19 protein-coding genes are annotated in these 18118 nt (G+C 60.1%); 10 read left to right on the forward strand and 9 right to left on the reverse strand.

Features of this window, described 5'->3' with window-relative positions; translation table 11 throughout:
• Positions 1–11 precede the first annotated feature (11 nt).
• On the reverse strand, positions 12–992 hold the full coding sequence (locus FHX05_RS03210; RefSeq protein ID WP_183870643.1) for an ABC transporter substrate-binding protein: 981 nt from the start codon (positions 990–992) through the stop codon (positions 12–14).
• A gap of 172 nt (positions 993–1164) precedes the next feature.
• Between FHX05_RS03210 and FHX05_RS03215 the strand changes: the two genes are divergently transcribed.
• The gene (locus FHX05_RS03215; RefSeq protein WP_183870644.1) at positions 1165–2223 is read left to right on the forward strand and encodes an aldo/keto reductase; all 1059 of its coding nucleotides are present in this window, start codon (positions 1165–1167) and stop codon (positions 2221–2223) included.
• Between the two features lie 142 nt (positions 2224–2365).
• Here the strand turns inward: FHX05_RS03215 and FHX05_RS03220 are convergent, their stop codons facing one another.
• The gene (locus FHX05_RS03220) at positions 2366–3595 is read right to left on the reverse strand and encodes a PLP-dependent aminotransferase family protein (protein WP_183870645.1); all 1230 of its coding nucleotides are present in this window, start codon (positions 3593–3595) and stop codon (positions 2366–2368) included.
• A 158-nt stretch (positions 3596–3753) separates the two neighbouring features.
• On the opposite strand from FHX05_RS03220, the gene FHX05_RS03225 reads away from it, so the two are divergent.
• Positions 3754–4341, forward strand: a complete 588-nt coding sequence (locus FHX05_RS03225) for a class I SAM-dependent methyltransferase (RefSeq protein ID WP_183870646.1) — start codon at positions 3754–3756, stop codon at positions 4339–4341.
• A 50-nt stretch (positions 4342–4391) separates the two neighbouring features.
• Here FHX05_RS03225 and ilvC read toward each other — a convergent pair whose 3' ends face one another.
• Positions 4392–5411 carry a ketol-acid reductoisomerase gene (gene ilvC / locus FHX05_RS03230; RefSeq protein WP_183870647.1) on the reverse strand — a complete coding sequence of 340 codons (1020 nt, stop codon included), beginning with the start codon at positions 5409–5411 and terminating at the stop codon, positions 4392–4394.
• A 44-nt stretch (positions 5412–5455) separates the two neighbouring features.
• Positions 5456–6106, reverse strand: coding sequence for a TetR/AcrR family transcriptional regulator C-terminal domain-containing protein (locus tag FHX05_RS03235; protein ID WP_183870648.1), 651 nt, complete (start codon positions 6104–6106; stop codon positions 5456–5458).
• Positions 6107–6340: 234 nt separating this feature from the next.
• On the opposite strand from FHX05_RS03235, the gene FHX05_RS03240 reads away from it, so the two are divergent.
• On the forward strand, positions 6341–6775 hold the full coding sequence (locus FHX05_RS03240; protein ID WP_183870649.1) for a hypothetical protein: 435 nt from the start codon (positions 6341–6343) through the stop codon (positions 6773–6775).
• Positions 6776–6793: 18 nt separating this feature from the next.
• Here the strand turns inward: FHX05_RS03240 and FHX05_RS03245 are convergent, their stop codons facing one another.
• Positions 6794–7702, reverse strand: a complete 909-nt coding sequence (locus tag FHX05_RS03245) for an AraC family transcriptional regulator (RefSeq protein WP_183709747.1) — start codon at positions 7700–7702, stop codon at positions 6794–6796.
• 201 nt (positions 7703–7903) lie between these two features.
• On the opposite strand from FHX05_RS03245, the gene FHX05_RS03250 reads away from it, so the two are divergent.
• Complete coding sequence (locus FHX05_RS03250; protein WP_183870650.1) at positions 7904–8947, forward strand: NAD(P)-dependent alcohol dehydrogenase; 1044 nt, start codon at positions 7904–7906, stop codon at positions 8945–8947.
• Positions 8948–9001: 54 nt separating this feature from the next.
• Here FHX05_RS03250 and FHX05_RS03255 read toward each other — a convergent pair whose 3' ends face one another.
• Together FHX05_RS03255 and FHX05_RS03260 are read right to left on the reverse strand one after the other, a co-directional pair.
• Complete coding sequence (locus tag FHX05_RS03255; protein ID WP_183870651.1) at positions 9002–10264, reverse strand: NAD(P)/FAD-dependent oxidoreductase; 1263 nt, start codon at positions 10262–10264, stop codon at positions 9002–9004.
• A gap of 111 nt (positions 10265–10375) precedes the next feature.
• The gene (locus tag FHX05_RS03260) at positions 10376–10840 is read right to left on the reverse strand and encodes an Lrp/AsnC family transcriptional regulator (protein ID WP_015340263.1); all 465 of its coding nucleotides are present in this window, start codon (positions 10838–10840) and stop codon (positions 10376–10378) included.
• A gap of 162 nt (positions 10841–11002) precedes the next feature.
• Here FHX05_RS03260 and FHX05_RS03265 point away from each other — a divergent pair, with 162 nt between their 5' ends.
• From FHX05_RS03265 to FHX05_RS03285, 5 genes are all read left to right on the forward strand, one after another.
• Positions 11003–11722 carry an aspartate/glutamate racemase family protein gene (locus FHX05_RS03265; protein ID WP_183870652.1) on the forward strand — a complete coding sequence of 240 codons (720 nt, stop codon included), beginning with the start codon at positions 11003–11005 and terminating at the stop codon, positions 11720–11722.
• 70 nt (positions 11723–11792) lie between these two features.
• Entirely contained in the window at positions 11793–12722 is a 930-nt protein-coding gene (locus FHX05_RS03270; protein WP_183870653.1) for a helix-turn-helix domain-containing GNAT family N-acetyltransferase, read from the forward strand.
• A gap of 86 nt (positions 12723–12808) precedes the next feature.
• Entirely contained in the window at positions 12809–13315 is a 507-nt protein-coding gene (locus FHX05_RS03275; protein ID WP_183870654.1) for a GNAT family N-acetyltransferase, read from the forward strand.
• 90 nt (positions 13316–13405) lie between these two features.
• The gene (locus FHX05_RS03280) at positions 13406–14023 is read left to right on the forward strand and encodes a TetR/AcrR family transcriptional regulator (RefSeq protein ID WP_183870655.1); all 618 of its coding nucleotides are present in this window, start codon (positions 13406–13408) and stop codon (positions 14021–14023) included.
• A gap of 52 nt (positions 14024–14075) precedes the next feature.
• Positions 14076–15290 (forward strand): MFS transporter, encoded by a 1215-nt coding sequence (locus FHX05_RS03285; protein ID WP_112605387.1) that lies wholly within the window; start codon positions 14076–14078, stop codon positions 15288–15290.
• Here FHX05_RS03285 and FHX05_RS03290 read toward each other — a convergent pair whose 3' ends face one another.
• Together FHX05_RS03290 and FHX05_RS03295 are read right to left on the reverse strand one after the other, a co-directional pair.
• Positions 15291–16538 carry an NAD(P)/FAD-dependent oxidoreductase gene (locus FHX05_RS03290; RefSeq protein ID WP_183870656.1) on the reverse strand — a complete coding sequence of 416 codons (1248 nt, stop codon included), beginning with the start codon at positions 16536–16538 and terminating at the stop codon, positions 15291–15293.
• A gap of 9 nt (positions 16539–16547) precedes the next feature.
• Positions 16548–16967: a helix-turn-helix domain-containing protein gene (locus FHX05_RS03295; protein WP_112334569.1), complete on the reverse strand. Its 420-nt coding sequence runs from the start codon at positions 16965–16967 to the stop codon at positions 16548–16550.
• A 138-nt stretch (positions 16968–17105) separates the two neighbouring features.
• On the opposite strand from FHX05_RS03295, the gene FHX05_RS03300 reads away from it, so the two are divergent.
• Positions 17106–17993, forward strand: a complete 888-nt coding sequence (locus FHX05_RS03300) for an SDR family oxidoreductase (RefSeq protein WP_183870657.1) — start codon at positions 17106–17108, stop codon at positions 17991–17993.
• Positions 17994–18118: the final 125 nt, after the last annotated feature.

Here is an 18118-nt window from a genome sequence, read left to right on the forward strand (position 1 = left end):
TCCGGGTTGGATTATTTCGACTTGAAGTAGGTGGAGAAGGTCTTGAGGTCCTGATCCGCGTTCTTGAGAGCATCGGCTGCATTCAACGGCAAAATCTTGATGCTGTGACGTGACGGAAAACCTTCCGGCAGCGGCGTGCCGTTGCGAGCCGGGATGTAGCCAAGCTTCAGGAAGCCTTCCTGGCCCTTTTCGGAAAGGACGTAATCGACGAACTTCCTGGCGGCATCGGCGTGCTGCGTGCCGGCGAGAATGCCGACCGGCTCGGTGACGGCCGAAACGCCTTCCTTCGGGAAGACGAATTCCAGCGGAGCGCCCTTGGCCTTTTCACGGATCGGCATGTAATCGACAATCATGCCATAGGCCTTCTCGCCGGAAGCGACCGACTTCAGCACGGCGCCATTGCCGCCGGAAGCGATCGCGCCGTTGTCGGCGAGGTGCTTGTAGTAGTCCCAGCCGAGGCTGCCGACGCCGGCGAGCGTCTGTGCGTGGATGAGAGCGGCGCCCGAAGCAAGCGGGCTCGGCATGGCGACGAGGCCCTTGGCTTCCGGCTTCACCAGATCCTGCCAGCTTGCCGGCTTCATGGCGGCGGCCGTGTTGTAGACGATGCCGGTCGTGATCAGCTTGGTGGAATAGTAATAGCCGTCAGTGTCATAAAGCGACGCATCGTAATTCGCGGCTTCCGGCGACTTGTAGGCGAGCAGCTTGCCGGCTTCCTTCAAGCGCTCGAGCGTTACCGTATCGGCGATCAACAGGACATCGGCAACCGGAGCGCCGGCCTGCATTTCGGCCTGAAGCTTGGCGATAATCTGCGGCGTACCGTCACGAACCCAATCGACCTTGATGCCGGGATTGGCGGCCATGAAACCATCGACGGTTGCCTGCGCATCGGCGTTCGGCTGGCTGGTGTAGAGGACGAGATCGGCAGCATTGGCGCTGCTGGAGAAAAGAGCAATGGCCAACAGGCCGGCAAAGGCGGAAACAAAGGTCTTCATGAAAACGTCCTCGGCTAGATTGTAGGAGGTTGTCTAGACGCAGGGCTTAACATGATTGTGACAGTTGAATTTGAATAGACTGCCGTTCATATGATGATTGAATCTTGACCCCAGCCATCAGGCACTATTTTCTGAGGCACGTTATTCAGACGGGATCGAGGAGGATAGATCTATGGAATATCGCCTGCTTGGCCGCTCCGGCCTCAAAGTTTCCACCATCACCATGGGTACCATGACCTTCGGCGGAGTCGGTTGGGCAAAAACCGTTGGTGATCTCGGCGTCAAGGAGGCCAAGAAGCTCGTCGACATGTGCATCGATGCCGGCGTCAACCTGCTCGATACCGCCGATGTCTACTCGCAAGGCGCCTCGGAGGAGATTCTCGGCGAGATCATCGGCGGCCCGCGCAAGAACGGCGTGCTCATCGCCACCAAGGCACGCTTCCCGATGGGGCCGGGCGTCAACGATGTCGGCTCATCCCGCCAGCATCTTATCCAGGCCTGCGAGGCAAGCCTGAAGCGCATGAAGACCGACGTCATCGATCTCTACCAGCTGCATGAATGGGACGGACAGACACCGCTGGAAGAAACGATGGAAGCGCTCGATACATTGGTTCGCCAGGGCAAGGTCCGCTATATCGGCTGCTCGAACTTTTCCGGCTGGCACATCATGAAGGCACTTGGCGTCAGCGAGCGCGACAAGCGCGAACGCTTCGTCAGCCAACAGATCCACTACACGCTGGAAGCGCGCGACGCAGAGAACGAACTGGTGCCGATCAGCCTCGACCAGGGCCTCGGCATCCTCGTCTGGAGCCCGATTGCCGGTGGCCTGCTCTCAGGCAAGCATCGCCGCAATCAGGCAACGCCGGAGGGCACGCGGCAGTTCGCCGGCTGGACGGAACCGCCGATCCGCGACGAGAACCGCCTGTGGAATATCGTCGATACGCTGGTGGAAATCGCAGACGGTCGCGGCGTTTCGGCAGCCCAGGTGGCGCTTGCCTGGCTCATTGGCCGCAGGGGCGTGACCTCAGTCATCATCGGCGGCCGCACGAAGGCACAGTTCAAGGACAATCTCGCCAGCGCCGAGTTGAAGCTGACCGACGAGGAGCGCAAGCGGCTAGACGACGTCAGCCTGCAGCCGCTGATGTATCCCTATTGGCACCAGCGTAATACGGCCAGCGACCGCTTGAGCGAGGCCGATCTGGCGCTGATCGGTCCGCATCTGGCGAAGTGATAAACCCCTTCTCCCCTCGGGGAGAAGGTGCCGACAGGCGGATGAGGGGGATACCGAGAGCACAAAGACGAATGGGACACAGCAATTGGCCCCCTCATCCGACCCTTCGGGCCACCTTCTCCCCTAGGGGAGAAGGTAAAAACTAGGCCGCCATCGCCCCAATTTCACCCGCAATCAACTTGCCGAGCCGCGAGATGCCCTCTTCGATCATGTCGTCATTGGCGCAGGAGAAGCTGACGCGGAAGGTGTTCGCACCGCTGCCGTCGGCAAAGAATGCCTGACCCGGCACGAAGGCGACCTTCGCCGTTTCGAGAGACCGAGCGAGCAGCTTGGCGCCATCCATTCCCTTCGGCAGGGTGATCCAGACAAACATGCCGCCTTGCGGCTTCGTCCAGCTCGTACCGTCAGGCATGTATTTCGCAAGCGCCGCCAGCATGCAGTCGCGGCGGTGGCTATAGGTCTTGCGGACCTTGGCAACCTGCGCATCAAACCCGCGCTCGGCGACCTGATGGATCGCGATCTGGTTGATGGTCGAGGAATGCAGGTCGGCCGCCTGCTTCATCAGCACCAGCTTGCGGATGACAGGCGCATTGGCGACGATGAAGCCGACGCGAAGGCCGGGCGCCAGCGTCTTGGAGAAGCTGCCGCAATAGATCGTGCGCGTGTCGTTGATCCTGCCCTTGCGCGCGATTTCCAGCGCCAGGATCGGCGCAACCGGCTCGCCGTCATAACGCAGCGACTGATAGGCTGCGTCTTCGATGACAGCGATATCCAGCTCTTCGGCAAGGTCGAGCAGTTTCTTGCGGCCGGCCAGATCGACAGTATCGCCCGTCGGGTTGGCGAAGTCGGCCGAGAGATAAGCAAACTTCACCCTGCCCCCCGCCTGCGAAGCCGCGGCGCGATAAGAATCCGGCGTGCGGTTGCCGTTCGGCGTCAACTGATCGTAGGTCGGCTCATAAGCGTTGAAGGCCTGCAGCGCGCCGAGATAGGTCGGCGCCGTCACCAGCGCCGTGTCTTTCGGCGACAGGAAAAGCTTGCCGAGATAATCGAGCCCCTGCTGCGAACCGGAAACGATGAAGACATTTTCGAGCTCACAGGGGATGCCGAGCGCGCCCATCTGGCCGACAAGCCATTCGCGCAGCGGCTTGTAGCCTTCGCTGACCGAATATTGCAGCGCTGCATTGACAGTCGGACCGGAAAAGATGTCGGCATAGGCCTGCTTGAACTCCGCATCCGGGAACAACGCGGGATCGGGAATGCCGCCGGCAAAAGAGATGATATCCGGCCGCTCCAAAAGTTTCAGCAGCTCGCGGATTTCGGAGGCGCGCATACGGCTCGAACGCGTCGCAAAGATATTTTCCCAATTCAACATGGGGCTTCCTCGTAATTTTTGGTCTTTGTATCACAAGATCACGCAACAAAAGATAAGTCAACAATGCTGACCTATTTTGTTTGTCATGGTGACAGATATTGTCTGCCTTTCCTGCTAGCATCGACGATGGCCTTACAAAGGAATGAACGCCAGCCAGCATGAGCACCGACCCGACAGCGTCCTTCTATACCGACAACGCCGCCATCTACGCAGCGCGTGAACGCCGGCTACCGCGCCAGAGGCTGGATGCCTTTCTGGCCGCCCTGCCCGCCCGCGCAACCATCCTCGAACTGGGTTGCGGCGGCGGCCAGGATGCCGCCTATATGCTCTCGCGCGGCTTCGACGTCACGCCGACGGACGGTTCGGCCGAGCTTGCGAAGGAAGCGGAAAAGCATCTTGGCAGGCCTGTTCGAGTCATGCGTTTCGAAGCCTTGGATGCCACCGAAATCTTCGACGGCATATGGGCGGAGGCCAGCCTGCTGCATGTTCCGCGATCCGCTCTGCCAAATATCTTCGACCGGATTTTGCGCGCCCTGAAAACGGGCGGCATCTTCCACGCCAGCTTCAAGGCGGGTGAAGCAGAGGGACACGACAAGTTCGGACGCTATTACAACTGTCCTTCCGCCGTATGGCTTGAGGCTATGCTGAGCGCCAGAGGATGGAAGAACATCACCATGACCGAAGCCGATGGTGGCGGCTTTGATGGCGAACCGACGAGATGGCTCTACGTCAAAGCTCAAAAATAGAAAGGCCGGAGCTTTCGCCCCGGCCCTCCAATCCTGCTCTCGCCGAAAGCTTAGTTGACCGACTTGTCGACCAGCTTGTTCTTGCCGATCCAGGGCATCATGCCGCGCAGCTTGGCGCCGACTTCTTCGATCTGGTGGCTGTCGTTGTTGCGGCGGATGCCCTTGAAGCGGGCAGCGCCCGAACGGTATTCCTGCATCCACTCGGAGGTGAACTTGCCGGTCTGGATATCCTTGAGGACGCGCTTCATCTCAGCCTTGGTTTCTTCGGTGATGATGCGCGGACCGGTGACGTATTCGCCCCATTCTGCCGTGTTCGAGATCGAGTAGTTCATGTTGGCGATGCCGCCTTCATAGATCAGGTCGACGATCAGCTTCACTTCGTGCAGGCACTCGAAATAGGCCATTTCCGGAGCGTAGCCGGCCTCGACAAGCGTTTCGAAGCCGGCGCGGATGAGTTCGACCAGACCGCCGCAGAGAACGACCTGTTCGCCGAAGAGGTCGGTTTCGCACTCTTCGCGGAAGTTGGTTTCGATGATGCCCGAACGGCCGCCGCCGACGCCGCAAGCATAGGAGAGAGCCAGTTCAAGCGCGTTGCCGGAAGCGTTCTGGTGAACGGCAACGAGGCAGGGAACGCCGCCGCCCTTCTGGTATTCGCCGCGAACCGTGTGGCCCGGGCCCTTCGGAGCAATCATGACGACGTCGACCGAAGCCTTCGGCTCGATGAGGCCGAAGTGAACGTTGAGACCGTGGGCGAAAGCGATCGCAGCACCGTCACGGATATTCGGAGCGATGTCGGCCTTGTAGATGTCGGCCTGCAGTTCGTCCGGGGTCGCCATCATCATCAGGTCGGCCCAGGCAGCAGCTTCGGCAACGGTCATGACCTTGAAGCCGTCCGCTTCGGCCTTCTTGACCGTAGGGGAACCGGACTTCAGCGCGATCACAAGGTTCTGTGCGCCGCTGTCCTTCAGGTTCAGCGCGTGAGCGCGGCCCTGCGAACCGTAGCCGATGACGGCGACTTTCTTCGACTTGATGAGGTTGAGATCGGCATCACGATCGTAATAGACGCGCATTGTTTGTCCTTCCCTTTGCTTGTCTGGGTGCAGATTTTAAATTGTCAGACGGTCGCTGCTGCTTCCGCCAATACCTTTTCCGTGCCGTAAAGCTTGAGGAAGGCGCTGACCGCCTTCTCCGCCTGACGGCTCGTATCCTTCAAACCGGGCTCGCCGAGCAGCATGCGCACATGCAGATCGGAGACGATGAGCCCGTAAAGCGTGTGATATGCCTCGTCGGCATCGATGAAGCGCAGCAACCCTGCCCGCTTGCCGGCATCGATGAGGCCGATGGCGCGGCGGTCGATCTGCCGCCGCCCGCGCTCCAAAAGCAGTTTGCCGAGCTTCGATCCGTCGCGGTTCGACTGACCGATCGCCAGGCGGTTCAATGCGAGAGAGACGTCGCCGGCCAGAACCTCAAGCAGATCACGCGCGAAAATCACGAGATGATCGTGCAGGCTTATCGTATTTAGCCGCTCGCCATTGCGCTCGAAGGTGCGAACTTTGCTGGCCTGATAGGTGATCATCGCCGACAGCAGGCCGTCGCGATCGCCGAACCATTTGTAGAGACTTTCCTTGGAGCAATTGGCGGCGCGTGCAACGCCCGAGGTCGTCAGCGCCTTCTCGCCGCCGTCGACGAGGAGACGCAGCGCCTGTTCCAGAACGGCGTTCTGGCGCGGCGAAAACTCGCTCGACTGTCCTGCTTCGCTCAGCACGATGGCTACTCCCAAATGCGTACCGTACGGTACGGTTCGTGGCGCTTTATGCAGGACACCGATGCAGCCGTCAAGCGGAATTCGTTGCTGCACCGCGTTAAAAAGACGGAGGACACTTGTCATGGCGTGCGCACAATAGATAGATCATGTCGGTCTCTATTGCTGCGAGATCGTTCGGTGAAACCCATGGTCAATCAATCTTATAAAGCGGCGTCAGCCTGACGCGTCGGACGCATGGAAAAGTGTAGACGCCAGGCAATCACCTGGATTGCTGGAATCTGCTTTGCGAGCGGACTATTTCATCTACCCGTGCCGGCTGACGCAGCGTCAAAATCCCTAACGCGTCCCGCCGGGCACTATTGCGGCAAGCTTCTCTCGAGCGATCGGTTGGTCGATGTTGAAACGTCGCTCCAGGTCGATGCGAAGGGCCACATAGCGGGAACCTATCGTTTCAACGACGATGGCGAGACAACGGTCGGCACACTCTCGGAAATCGGAACGACACCCGGCAGAGCGCGAACACTGCGATGGTTCGACAAATATGGAATGGGCTCGCTGACGATCCGCTTCGATGCCGGCTATCATCGTTTCGAAGGTCTGTGGGGGCCGCAGGACGTCACGCCGAGCTACACATGGAATGGCGGCAGCTGCAACGCGCCGATCAGCTAACTGCCGTCGGCCCGAAACCTACTCGGCGGCAACCACGCTATTGCGCATCGCCTCGACGTCCTTAAGCGGCGGCAGGCCATAAAGGCGGCTGTATTCCCGGCTGAATTGCGAGGGACTTTGATATCCGACGCGATGGCCGGCCGATCCCACGTCAAGCTGCTCGACGATCATCAGCCGGCGCGCCTCATGAAGCCGAAGCTGCTTCTGATACTGCATCGGCGATAGTGCCGTAACAGTCTTGAAATGGTGATGCAGCGACGAAACGCTCATGCCGACGCGTTCGGCGAGTTCTTCGATGCGCAGCGGCTGCGTATAGTTGCCGCGGAGCCAAGCGACGGCCCGCGCCACCCGGTTGCTCTGGCTCTCCGCCATCGCGATCTGCAGCAGCCGAGGGCCATTCGGACCGGTCAGCAGGCGATAGAGGATTTCCTGCTCGATCAAAGGCGCCATGGCTGGAATATCTTCGGGCCGATCAAGCAATCGGAGCAGCCGCAGCGAGGCATCAAGCAGTTCCGGCGAAGCGGCATTGACCGCAATGCCGCGCACAGGCTCGGTCAACGCCTGACGCGGAATGCTGACGCGCGACAGGAGCTCTTTCAACCGTTCGCTGTCGAGCGCCATACCGAAACAAAGATAAGGCGTATCGCTGCCGACATTGGTGACCTGCGTCGATACCGGAAGGTCGAGCGCGGTCAAAATATACTCGCCGACACCGTAATTGTAGGTCTCGGCGCCGATTGTCAGGTTCTTGCGGCCCTGAACCACGATTGCAAAACATGGCCGATAGGCCCCATGCTGCCACACGGTCGCGGCCGACTGCCGATAGAGATTGAGATTGTCTATCGGTGTGCGGTGTTCGCCGTCTTCCGTGGCGAAACGTGCAACGATCGACGCGAGTTCCTGATTGGGATTGAAAGGCAGTGTCATGCGCAACCAACTGTTTTCGAGCAGATATCGATGCCTATCTAGGTAGCACCGTTCGATCGCGAAAGACCCGCTGCTTATTTAGATTCGCAGGATCGTACATAAAGCTTGCAGGATCGCTCTAACGCTGTGGCCCGGACCTGATGCATGGTGGGGCATCGAAATTCTACTCCCAACCCATCCGAAAAGATAAGGAAATCTCCCATGCCTATCGCAAAGGGTTATGCAGCAACCGACGCGTCCAAGCCGCTCACACCATTCACTTTCGACCGTCGCGACCCGAACGCGGACGACGTCGTCATCTCCGTCAAGTATTGCGGCGTCTGCCATTCCGACATTCACCAGGCCCGCAACGAATGGGGCGGCTCGAAGTATCCGATGGTACCCGGCCATGAAGTCGCCGGCATCGTGACTGCCGTCGGTTCCCAGGTCACGAAGTTCAAGGTCGGCGACCGCGTCGGCGTCGGCTGCTTCGTCGATTCCTGCACGACCTGCGCCACACGCGACCTGGATTACGAACATTACATGCCTGGTCTCGTCCAGACCTACAACGACGTCGAAGCCGACGGCAAGACGCCGACCTTCGGCGGTTATTCCGACTCGATCGTCGTCAAGGAAGGCTATGTCCTCTCCTTTCCCGACAATATCCCGCTCGATTCGGGCGCACCGCTGCTCTGCGCCGGCATTACGCTCTTTTCGCCGCTGCGCCACTGGAAAGCCGGGCCGGGCAAGAAGGTCGCGATCGTGGGCATGGGTGGCCTCGGCCACATGGGCGTGAAGCTGGCCCATGCCATGGGCGCCGATGTCACGGTTCTGAGCCAGACGCTGTCGAAGAAGGAAGACGGGTTCAAGCTGGGCGCGAAGGACTACTACGCCACCAGCGATGCCGAGACCTTCACGAAGCTTGTCGGCACCTTCGATCTGATCATCAACACGGTCGGCACGGCGATCGACTGGAACGCCTATCTCAACCTGCTGAAGTATGACGGCAGCATGGTGCTGGTCGGCGTTCCCGAACATGCGGTTCCGGTGCATGCCTTCTCGCTGATCCCCGGCCGTCGCAGCCTTTCCGGTTCCATGATCGGCTCGATCAAGGAAACCCAGGAAATGCTCGACTTCTGCGGCGAGCACAACATCGTGGCCGAGATCGAAAAGATCAACATCCAGGAAATCAACGAAGCCTATGAGCGCGTTCTGAAGAGCGACGTGCGCTACCGCTTCGTCATCGACATCGCTTCGCTGGCATAAGCACTGTTGCGCAGCAACTCATACGAAAAGGGCAGCCGCTACGGCTGCCCTTTTTCATTCCTCGCGCATGGTTTCCTTCTGCGTGATCAGCCGGGCGCTGTGCTGCCGGCTGATATAGATCCAAAGCCAGCTCCAGGCGACGGCGATGCGCCAACGCACGCCGATCAGGAAATAGATGTGGGCAAGCCCCCAGACCCACCACGCGAGCCATCCCTTCAGCTTAATCCAGCCGAAATCGATGATCGCAGCACTTTTGCCGATTGTCGCAAGGCTGCCCTGATGGCGATAGTGGAACGGTCCCGGCGCCGGTTGGCCCGCAAGCTTTGCCTTGATGACCTTGGCGACATAAGCGCCCTGCTGCTTGGCAGCCGGAGCGATCCCCGGCACGGGGCTGCCATCGTCACGCATGACGGCTGCGGTATCGCCGATGATGAAGATATCCTCCTTGCCCGGCGCCCTCAGATCCTTGTCGACAATGGCGCGGCCGGCACGATCGGCTGGAATGCCAAGCCATTTCGCCGCCGGCGACGCCTCGACGCCAGCCGCCCAGACGATGGTGCGGCACGGCACGAAGGTGTCGCCGATCGTCACGCCTTCTGCCGAGCATGAGGTGACGGGTTTGCCGAAACGGACCTCGACGCCCAGCAGCTCGAGTTCCTTGTGCGCATAGTCGGAGAGTTCCTGCGCAAAAGCCGGCAGCACCCGCGGACCGGCCTCCACGAGCAGGATCTTCGCCTTGCGGGTATCGATATTGCGGAATTCCTTCGGCAATGTCGTCCTCGCCAGTTCCGAGATGATCCCGGCGAGTTCAACCCCGGTAGGACCGGCGCCGACAATCACGAAGGTCAAAAGCGCCTCGCGGACGGCAGGGTCGGTTTCCATTTCCGCCTGCTCAAAGGCCAGCAAGAGGCGCCGGCGGATGGTGGTTGCATCCTCCAACGTCTTCAATCCAGGCGCCACCGGCTCCCACTCGTCATGGCCGAAATAGGCATGGGTAGCGCCGGTTGCCAGCACCAGCGTGTCGTAATGGATCTTCTGACCGTTCTTCAGGAGCACCTCATGCGCCGCGCTATCGACGCCGACAACCTCGCAGAGCAAGGTCGTCACGTCAGGTCGATCGCGGAAGAAATTGCGGATCGGCCAGGCGATCTCGGAGGTCGCAAGCAGAGTGGTTGCGACCTGATAGAGGAGTGGCTGAAAGAGGTGATGATTGCGCCGATCGATCATCGTGATCCGGACGGGAGCACCCTTCAGATCGTTGGCGAGCTGTACCCCACCAAAGCCGCCTCCGACCACGACGACATGATGATCCTGCATATGGCAACACCTCGCGATTAACTCTGCTCAAAAACGTAGGGTTGAGAAGGATATGCAGCAACCATCTTTTATGCATGGCACCTCTGCACGGCTACGATATGGCCAAGGCACCTATTGTGCATACCCGACAGGAACGGAGGCGCCGCTTTTAAGTTCCTCCATCGAGATCGACGCCGAGACGTCGAAGAGCTCGATCTTGCGCACGAGCTGTTTATAGATGACATCGTAATGCTCGACACGCGGCAAGACGATCTTGAGGATATAATCATAATTCCCGGTAAGCCGATGCGCCTCGACGATCTCGGGGATATCGCCGATGACTTTGCGGAAGGATTCGATCCACTCGTCGGCGTGATGCGCCGTCTTGATCATCGCATAGACCGTGGTTGGCACTCCCATCTTCTCGCGATCGAGCACGACGATACGCCGGGCGATATGCCCGCTTTCCTCAAGCCGCTGTATGCGGCGCGAGCAGGCCGACACCGACAGGGCAACGCGATCGGCAAGTTCGGTGACGGAGATGCCGGCATCCGCCTGCAGAAATTCGAGAATCTTTCGGTCACGTTCATCAAGCATGTACGGCAACTCCTCATATATACGCCAATGTTTTGCACATAAATCGAAAAATGCGCAAACATTTGCATATAGATCCTGATAAGCTTCAAAAAACGCAAACATCCGGCGGATGAATCGCCGCACTATTCCTCCATTCAAAATCCACGAGCGGAGAACAGCATTATGCGCACCATTGGCCTGATCGGCGGCATGAGTTTCGAGAGTTCGGCAGTCTACTATCGCCTGATCAACGAAATGGTCCGCGAGCGCCTCGGCGGCCTCTCCTCTGCGGAGCTGGTCATGTACTCCGTCAACTTCGAGGAAATCGTTACGCTACAGAAGGTTGGGCGCTGGAACGATGCCGCCGATCGCCTCGCCGATGCCGCGCAGCGCCTGCAGTTGGCCGGCGCCGAATGCGTGCTGATCTGCACCAACACCATGCATCTGATCGCGCCTCAGGTTGCCGAGCGTGTTTCCGTGCCGCTCATTCACATCATCGATGAAACCGCGGCGGCACTGAAGGCCGCAGGCCGGGTCAAGCCGCTGTTGCTCGCCACCCGTTATACGATGGAACATGGGTTCTATGCCGAGCGTATGGCTGAAAACGGCGTCTCCATCATGGTCCCCGGTCCCGAGGATCGCACCGTCACGCATGACATCATCTTCAACGAACTCTGCGCCGGCATCATCAAGGACGAGTCGCGCCGGAAGCTGAACGGCATCATCGAACGCGCCAAGGCGGAAGGTGCAGACAGCGTCATTCTCGGCTGCACCGAGATCTGCCTCATCCTCGATCCGAAGGCGCTGATCCTGCCGAGCTTCGACACGACGACGATCCACGCGGAAGCCGCCGTAAACTTTGCTCTTGCGGATGCAAAGGCTCGCAGCAGCTGCGCCGCCTGACGCCAATCAATTTACTTGACTGAGTCCAATAAATATCAGACATCGTCTCCATACCTGAGGAGACGATGTCATGCCCGCCGCTGCCGATTTCACGACCATCGATGCCGTTCGTAACTTCAATCGCTTCTATACGAATTTCCTCGGCGTCCTGAACAAGGCCTATCTCGACAGCCCCTATACGCTCACGGATGTGCGCGTGCTGTTCGAAGTCGGCTTCCGCGGTGGCGTCGCAGCTTCCGCGCTGACACGCGAGCTGCATCTCGACCCCGCCTATCTCAGCCGTATCGTCAAGCGCTTTCGCGAGGATGGGCTGGTCGAAACGACGCCGGACCCGACCGATGCGCGCAGCCAGGTCATAAAAGTCACCGACAAGGGACAGGCGCAGTTCGAGGAGTTCGTCCGCCGCTCACGCGCGCAGATCGCCGGATATTTCGAAAAACTCGCGCCCGGCGAACCCGAGCGTGTCGTTGCAGCGATGCAGACGATACAGGAAACACTCGGCCCTGATCGAACCGAAGCGCCCCGCGTGATCATTCGCAATCACCGACCCGGTGATATCGGCTGGATCGTACAAAGCCAGGCACGCTTCTACACCGAGGAATTCGGCTGGGACGATCGCTTCGAAGGCTTGGTGGCCGAAGTCGCCGGCAAATTCCTGTCTAATTTCAATCCGCAAAAAGATCGGTGCTGGATTGCCGAGCGAGGCGGCCTCAATGTCGGCTCCGCCATGATCGCCGATGGCGGCGACGGCGTCGCAAAGCTTCGGCTGCTCTATGTTGACAAGAGCGCGCGCGGCCTCGGCCTCGGTAAGATGCTGGTCGATGAATGCATCCGTTTCTCGCGCGATGCCGGCTATAGAACACTCTCGCTCTGGACCAATGACATTCTCGATACTGCACGCGCCATCTACATCAAGGCGGGCTTCAAGCTCGCCGCAGAGGAGAAGCACCGCATGTTCGGCCCGGAACTGAACGGTCAGACATGGGAACTCGATCTCTGAAGGCAGGCGGCTGACTGCGTGAATGGACACCCTCTGGTTTTGCCCATATCCTCAATGCTTCCCTGATTTGCAATGAGATACCAACGATGGCCGAAAGTGGCGAAATCCGGATAGAACCCATATCAGCCGAGCATATCGAAGGTTTTCACAGGGCGCTCGACACGGTCGCGCGTGAGCGGGAATATCTGTCGCTGCTCGAAGCCTTTCCGCTGGAAGAAACACGCATTTTCGTGCTTAGCATGATCGAAAAAGGCAATCCGCAGTTCGTCGCCCTAGACGATGGGAAAGTTATCGGCTGGTGCGACATCAGCCGTCATGGCTTTCCATCCCATGCCCACGCTGGCAGGCTCGGCATGGGCATCATCCCAGCCTATCGCGGCCGGGGATTGGGACGTCGATTGATAGAGACAACGCTGCGCGCCGCCCGCGATGCAGGAATGGCGCGCGTCGAACTCAGCGTGCATGCCGACAATGACAGAGCCATCGCGCTCTACGAAAAAGTCGGCTTCGTCCGCGAGGGCCTCGCTCGCAATTCCGTATGCATCGACGGCCGCTATAAGGACGCGATCCACATGGCGTTTTTCCACGAGTAGCGGGACCGGTCGCAATCAGTATTCTTCCGATTCTTGCTGCGACGCAAAAATTCGCTTGATTTGGAAACGATCATTTCCTAAAAGAATGACATGACGACAGACACGCTCGACATCGCACCGAAGCTTCGTGGACGTCCGCGTGAATTCGACATGGATTCCGCGCTGGACGAAGCGCTGCGCGTTTTTTCCGAGCGCGGCTATTATGCCGCCTCGATCAGCGAATTGACCGAGGCCATGGGTCTGACCGCAGGAAGCGTCTACAAGGCTTTCGGCGACAAGCGCGGGATCTTCCTCGCCGCGTTCAGCCGGTATCGTCAGGTCCGCCAGCAACTCATCGACGAGACGCTTGCGGAAGCTCCGAATGCTCATGAAAAACTTCGTGCCTTGGTGATGTTCTTCGCGGAGGCCTCATGCGGGGAGATCGGCCGCCGCGGCTGCCTTGTCGTCGGAAGCGCAACCGAACTTGCGCTTTTCGACGAAGAAGTCGCCGGTCGCGTCGGCGTCGCCTTCGATTTCGACGAAAGGCGTATCCTCAATTTGATCCGTCTCGGACAGGAGGATGGCTCCATATCGAAGCATGTCGATCCGGAAAGCACCGCCTGCTCGCTGCTGGCCCTGACGAAGGGTATGCGCGTGATCGGCAAGACCGGCCGCAAGACCGAACAGATGCTCGCCGTCGCCGAGACAGCCATGAAACTGCTGAACTGATTTTCACTGAAATTTCGGGGAACGTAACCCCCGCTCCTATTGAGGACGAGACATGCCCGCAACTGCCGCTGCCAGACGGGAGAGCACGCCGCTCCCGGAAAAAACCATTTCGCCGCTGCTGACATTCATGTTCGCCGCCGCCTGCGGGCTGGTGGCCGCCAATCTCTACTATGGCCAGCCGCTTGCCGGCCCCATCAGCCAGTCACTCGGCTTCAGCCCGGCGGCGACCGGCCTCATCGTCACGCTGACCCAGATCGGCTACGGCCTCGGCCTTTTGCTGATCGTACCGCTGGGCGATCTTCTCGAGAACCGGAAACTGGTCCTGACGCTGGTGGCGCTCGCCGCCGTCGCGCTTGTCGGCGCGGCCTTCGCATGGTCGCCGTCGCTGTTCCTGCTCGCCTCGCTCTGCATAGGCCTTGCATCCGTTGCTGTGCAGGTCCTTGTTCCCTTTGCCGCTCATATGGCGCCTGACGCCAGCCGCGGCGCTGTCGTCGGCAATGTCATGAGCGGCCTGCTCGTCGGCATCATGCTGGCCCGTCCGGCTGCGAGCTTCCTGTCCGAGCTTTTGTCGTGGCACGCGGTCTATATCATCTCGGCGGGTGTCATGATCGGGCTGATCGTTATCCTGCGCCTTGTTCTGCCGACCCGCGTGCCCCATACGAAACTGCATTATGGGCAGTTGCTGTCCTCCATGGGCCACCTCGCGCTCCGCACGCCGGTCCTGCAGCGGCGAGCGCTCTATCAGGCCTGCATGTTCGGCGCCTTCAGCCTCTTCTGGACGACGACGCCGCTGCTGCTGGCAAGCCCTGCCTTCGGCCTGACACAGAATGGCATCGCCCTCTTCGCACTTGCCGGAGCCGCCGGCGCCGTCGCCTCGCCGATTGCCGGACGCGTTGCCGACCGTGGCTGGACGAAGCTTGCCACAGCCTTCGCCCTGGTGCTCGCCATCATCGCCTTCCTGATCGGCCATTTTTCCGGCAGCGGTTCATTGCTGGCGTTAATCACGCTGACGCTGTCAGGCATCATGCTCGACTTCGGCGTCCAGACGAATCTCGTGCTCGGTCAGCGCGCCATCTTTGCGCTCAGCGCCGAACATCGCAGTCGCCTCAACGGCCTCTATATGGCGACCTTCTTCGCCGGCGGCGCCCTTGGCTCGGCGCTCGGCGGCTGGGCCTATGCCACCGGCGGCTGGAGCATGGCCTCCTGGATCGGCGTCGCCTTCCCGGTCATTGCGCTGCTTGCCTTTCTAACCGAGCGCGAGAAATGATCAGGACGGCTGCGGCACCGCCTGCCGCAGCCAGTCACATTCCCGCAAGCCTGCGCCGTGAAACGGATCGACCAGGGTGCCGGAGACAATGCCGGCCAGGATCTGCGGTGCCGGCGGTACTTTGGCGATGGTTGCGACCAGTCGGTCGCGGATCCAGGCCAGTGCCGCAGAGTCCGATTGATAGAAGGGCGTGAAGGCCGCTGAGAGCAGCTGAAACAACCGCACATGCATCCGCCGTGCCTTGGCATAGGCAGCAAGAGCGGCATCGATCGTTTCATGTCCTGCTAAAGCATGTGCGAGCGCGGCCACATCGAGCAACGCCATGTTGGCGCCCTGCCCGAGCTGCGGACTGGTGGAATGGGCCGCATCGCCGACGAAAACAGTCCGCCCGCTATAGGGCGTCATCACCGTGCGATGGGCATAACGCGCCAGCGTCAACTGGTCCCAGTCTGTAATCTGCTCCAGCAAAGGCTCGCATTCAGGCCAGTAGCCGCGGATTGTCTGCTTCCAGCGCTCAAGCCCACGCCTGCGCACCTCGTCGGCGTCCGCCACCTTCAAGCTCCAAAACAAAGCGGCCTGCTTCGGCAAATCCGGCCTTCTGCTGCCGATCGGCAATACACCGATCATCACGCTCGCCTTGTCATAGCGTTGCGTCAGCGCTGCCTGATCAACCAGCCCATCCGGACAATCGAGCGTCGCCCAAAAGGCGCCGTAGACGAGGTTGCGTACACGCGGCGCAACGGGCGATGCCGTCACCAGTTCCGAGCGCGCGCCGCTGGCGTCGATGACGAGATCGTAAGGTCCGAGGCGCTCGCCACCTTCGACAGAGAGATAGCTTTCACCGCCCTCCTCCACCACACCGATAGCACGCTGGCCGGTATGGATCGGATGTCGCCGCGCGGAGACTTCGTCGTAAAGCGTGTCGAACAGGGCCGCACGATGAACGCCAAGCCCATAGCGCCCGCCTGGCAAGGCATTGTAGCGCACATCGAGAACGATGCGCCCCCGTGTGGTTTCCGTGCCGAACAATCGATCGATGCGGTTGCCGGCGGCGTGGATGGCGGGACCAAGCCCGAGCGATTCCAGCACGGTCAATCCAGTCGGCTGCAGCATCAGCGCTGAGCCGACGGGAGCCGGGCTATCGAACCGCTCGATGATATCGGTCGTATGGCCGGCGCGAGTGAGAAAGAGAGAGGCGGCAAGACCGGCAGGCCCGGCGCCGACGATGGCGATCTTCAAGGGCTTCACTGTGACAGCTCAGTCCGGCGATTGATCGAAACGGGCTCTTGCGGCCTTTACGGCCTCATGATTGGCTTCCGCCCAATTCAGAAGCAGCGCCAGTGGCTCGTAAAGCGAATGGCCGAGAGCCGTCATGCGATATTCGACGCTTGGCGGCTTGGTGGGAAAGACCTCGCGATCGACATAGCCGTCGCGCTGGAGGTCGCGCAGCGTTTGTGTTAGCATGCGTTGGGAGATATCGGGCACAAGACGGCGCAACTCGCCGAAACGGTATGGCCGTTTGGCCAGTGTTTCCAGCAGCAGCACTGACCATTTTCCGCCGATCTGCGAGATCAGATCCCGCACCGGACAGTTACTGAAATCGAGATTGCTGAGATCGACGTCGCGTAACGGCGGATTTATGCTGTCACGCAGATTGACGACGGCGCTAGCTGCCATGCCGGTTCCCTTTTGGTAACTTGGAGCCGAAAAACTGCCTCCTTTACACTGCGAAGTCAATTCCTATTCTAGTGCTAGTCTCTTTTTGAGAGCAACAAGGCCTCTGCGAATGTGCGGCGGTCCAACAAGGGAAAACACATGAGCAGCACTCTTCTCGTCACCGGCGCCGCCGGCAAGCTTGGCCAGCGCGTCATCCATCACCTTCTGGAGACATACAAGGTCGCACCCGGCCGCATCATTGCGGCCACGCGCAGCCCGGAGAAGCTTGCCGACCTCGCCGCCAAGGGCGTCGTCACCCGCAAGGCCGATTTTGATGATGCCGCTACCCTGCCCGCCGCTTTCGCCGGCGTCGATCGCCTGCTGATCATCAGCACCGATGCGCTCGCCGTGCCCGGCCTGCGCCTGAAGCAGCAGACGGCTGCGGTCGAAGCCGCGAAGAAGGCTGGTGTGAAGCACATTCTCTACACCTCCATGCCCGCTCCGGAAGATTCGCTCGTCAGCTTCGCGCCCGACCACCTCGGCACGGAAAACGCCATCAAGGCCAGCGGCATCGGCTATACGATCCTGCGCGACGCCTGGTATTTCGATAACTACCTCATGGGCCTGCCACACAGCCTCGAAACCGGCAAATGGTACACCGCCACCGGCAACGGCCGCGTCAGCAATATCAGCCGCAACGATTGCGCGCTCGCCATCGCCGCCGCCCTGGCTTCTGACGCAACGGACAGCGCCACCTACACGCTGACGGGCTCGACTGCCGTCACCATCGAGGACGTCGCAAGCGTCGTCAGCAAGATCACCGGTCGTCCTCTCGAAGTCGTTCAGGTCAATGACGAACAGCTTGCCGCCGGCCTTACCGGCGCCGGCCTGCCGCCCTTCGTGGTCGACATGCTCGTCTCCGCCGACGCCAACACCCGCGCCGGCAAATTCGACATCCTGACGAACGACTTCAACAAGCTGACCGGCAAGGAGCCGCAGACGCTGCGCAGCTTCTTCGAGGAACACAAGACCGCATTGGCTGGCTGAGTTTTGGAAGGGGTCAAGTGAGGCTTCGTTTGCCGCACCCTTGTACAAGGCCCCTCACCCCAACCCTCTCCCCGCTTGCTGGGAGAGGGAGCTTTCATGCCTCACGCACGAACTCCAATCGAATG

The organism is Rhizobium sp. BK491 (genome assembly GCF_014194925.1).
Classification (GTDB): Bacteria; Pseudomonadota; Alphaproteobacteria; order Rhizobiales; family Rhizobiaceae; genus Rhizobium.

What these genes read in the sequence shown, in the direction of transcription:
- FHX05_RS03300 (WP_183870657.1), top strand. Translation starts at nt 17,106, where the DNA reads ATGAGCAGCACTCTTCTCGTCACCGGCGCCGCCGGCAAGCTTGGCCAG.
- FHX05_RS03265 (WP_183870652.1), top strand. Translation starts at nt 11,003, where the DNA reads ATGCGCACCATTGGCCTGATCGGCGGCATGAGTTTCGAGAGTTCGGCA.
- FHX05_RS03225 (WP_183870646.1), top strand. Translation starts at nt 3,754, where the DNA reads ATGAGCACCGACCCGACAGCGTCCTTCTATACCGACAACGCCGCCATC.
- FHX05_RS03280 (WP_183870655.1), top strand. Translation starts at nt 13,406, where the DNA reads ATGACGACAGACACGCTCGACATCGCACCGAAGCTTCGTGGACGTCCG.
- FHX05_RS03270 (WP_183870653.1), top strand. Translation starts at nt 11,793, where the DNA reads ATGCCCGCCGCTGCCGATTTCACGACCATCGATGCCGTTCGTAACTTC.
- FHX05_RS03220 (WP_183870645.1), bottom strand. Translation starts at nt 3,595, where the DNA reads ATGTTGAATTGGGAAAATATCTTTGCGACGCGTTCGAGCCGTATGCGC.
- FHX05_RS03250 (WP_183870650.1), top strand. Translation starts at nt 7,904, where the DNA reads ATGCCTATCGCAAAGGGTTATGCAGCAACCGACGCGTCCAAGCCGCTC.
- FHX05_RS03245 (WP_183709747.1), bottom strand. Translation starts at nt 7,702, where the DNA reads ATGACACTGCCTTTCAATCCCAATCAGGAACTCGCGTCGATCGTTGCA.
- FHX05_RS03240 (WP_183870649.1), top strand. Translation starts at nt 6,341, where the DNA reads ATGGAAAAGTGTAGACGCCAGGCAATCACCTGGATTGCTGGAATCTGC.
- FHX05_RS03295 (WP_112334569.1), bottom strand. Translation starts at nt 16,967, where the DNA reads ATGGCAGCTAGCGCCGTCGTCAATCTGCGTGACAGCATAAATCCGCCG.
- FHX05_RS03260 (WP_015340263.1), bottom strand. Translation starts at nt 10,840, where the DNA reads ATGCTTGATGAACGTGACCGAAAGATTCTCGAATTTCTGCAGGCGGAT.
- FHX05_RS03285 (WP_112605387.1), top strand. Translation starts at nt 14,076, where the DNA reads ATGCCCGCAACTGCCGCTGCCAGACGGGAGAGCACGCCGCTCCCGGAA.
- FHX05_RS03275 (WP_183870654.1), top strand. Translation starts at nt 12,809, where the DNA reads ATGGCCGAAAGTGGCGAAATCCGGATAGAACCCATATCAGCCGAGCAT.
- FHX05_RS03215 (WP_183870644.1), top strand. Translation starts at nt 1,165, where the DNA reads ATGGAATATCGCCTGCTTGGCCGCTCCGGCCTCAAAGTTTCCACCATC.
- FHX05_RS03255 (WP_183870651.1), bottom strand. Translation starts at nt 10,264, where the DNA reads ATGCAGGATCATCATGTCGTCGTGGTCGGAGGCGGCTTTGGTGGGGTA.
- FHX05_RS03210 (WP_183870643.1), bottom strand. Translation starts at nt 992, where the DNA reads ATGAAGACCTTTGTTTCCGCCTTTGCCGGCCTGTTGGCCATTGCTCTT.
- ilvC (WP_183870647.1), bottom strand. Translation starts at nt 5,411, where the DNA reads ATGCGCGTCTATTACGATCGTGATGCCGATCTCAACCTCATCAAGTCG.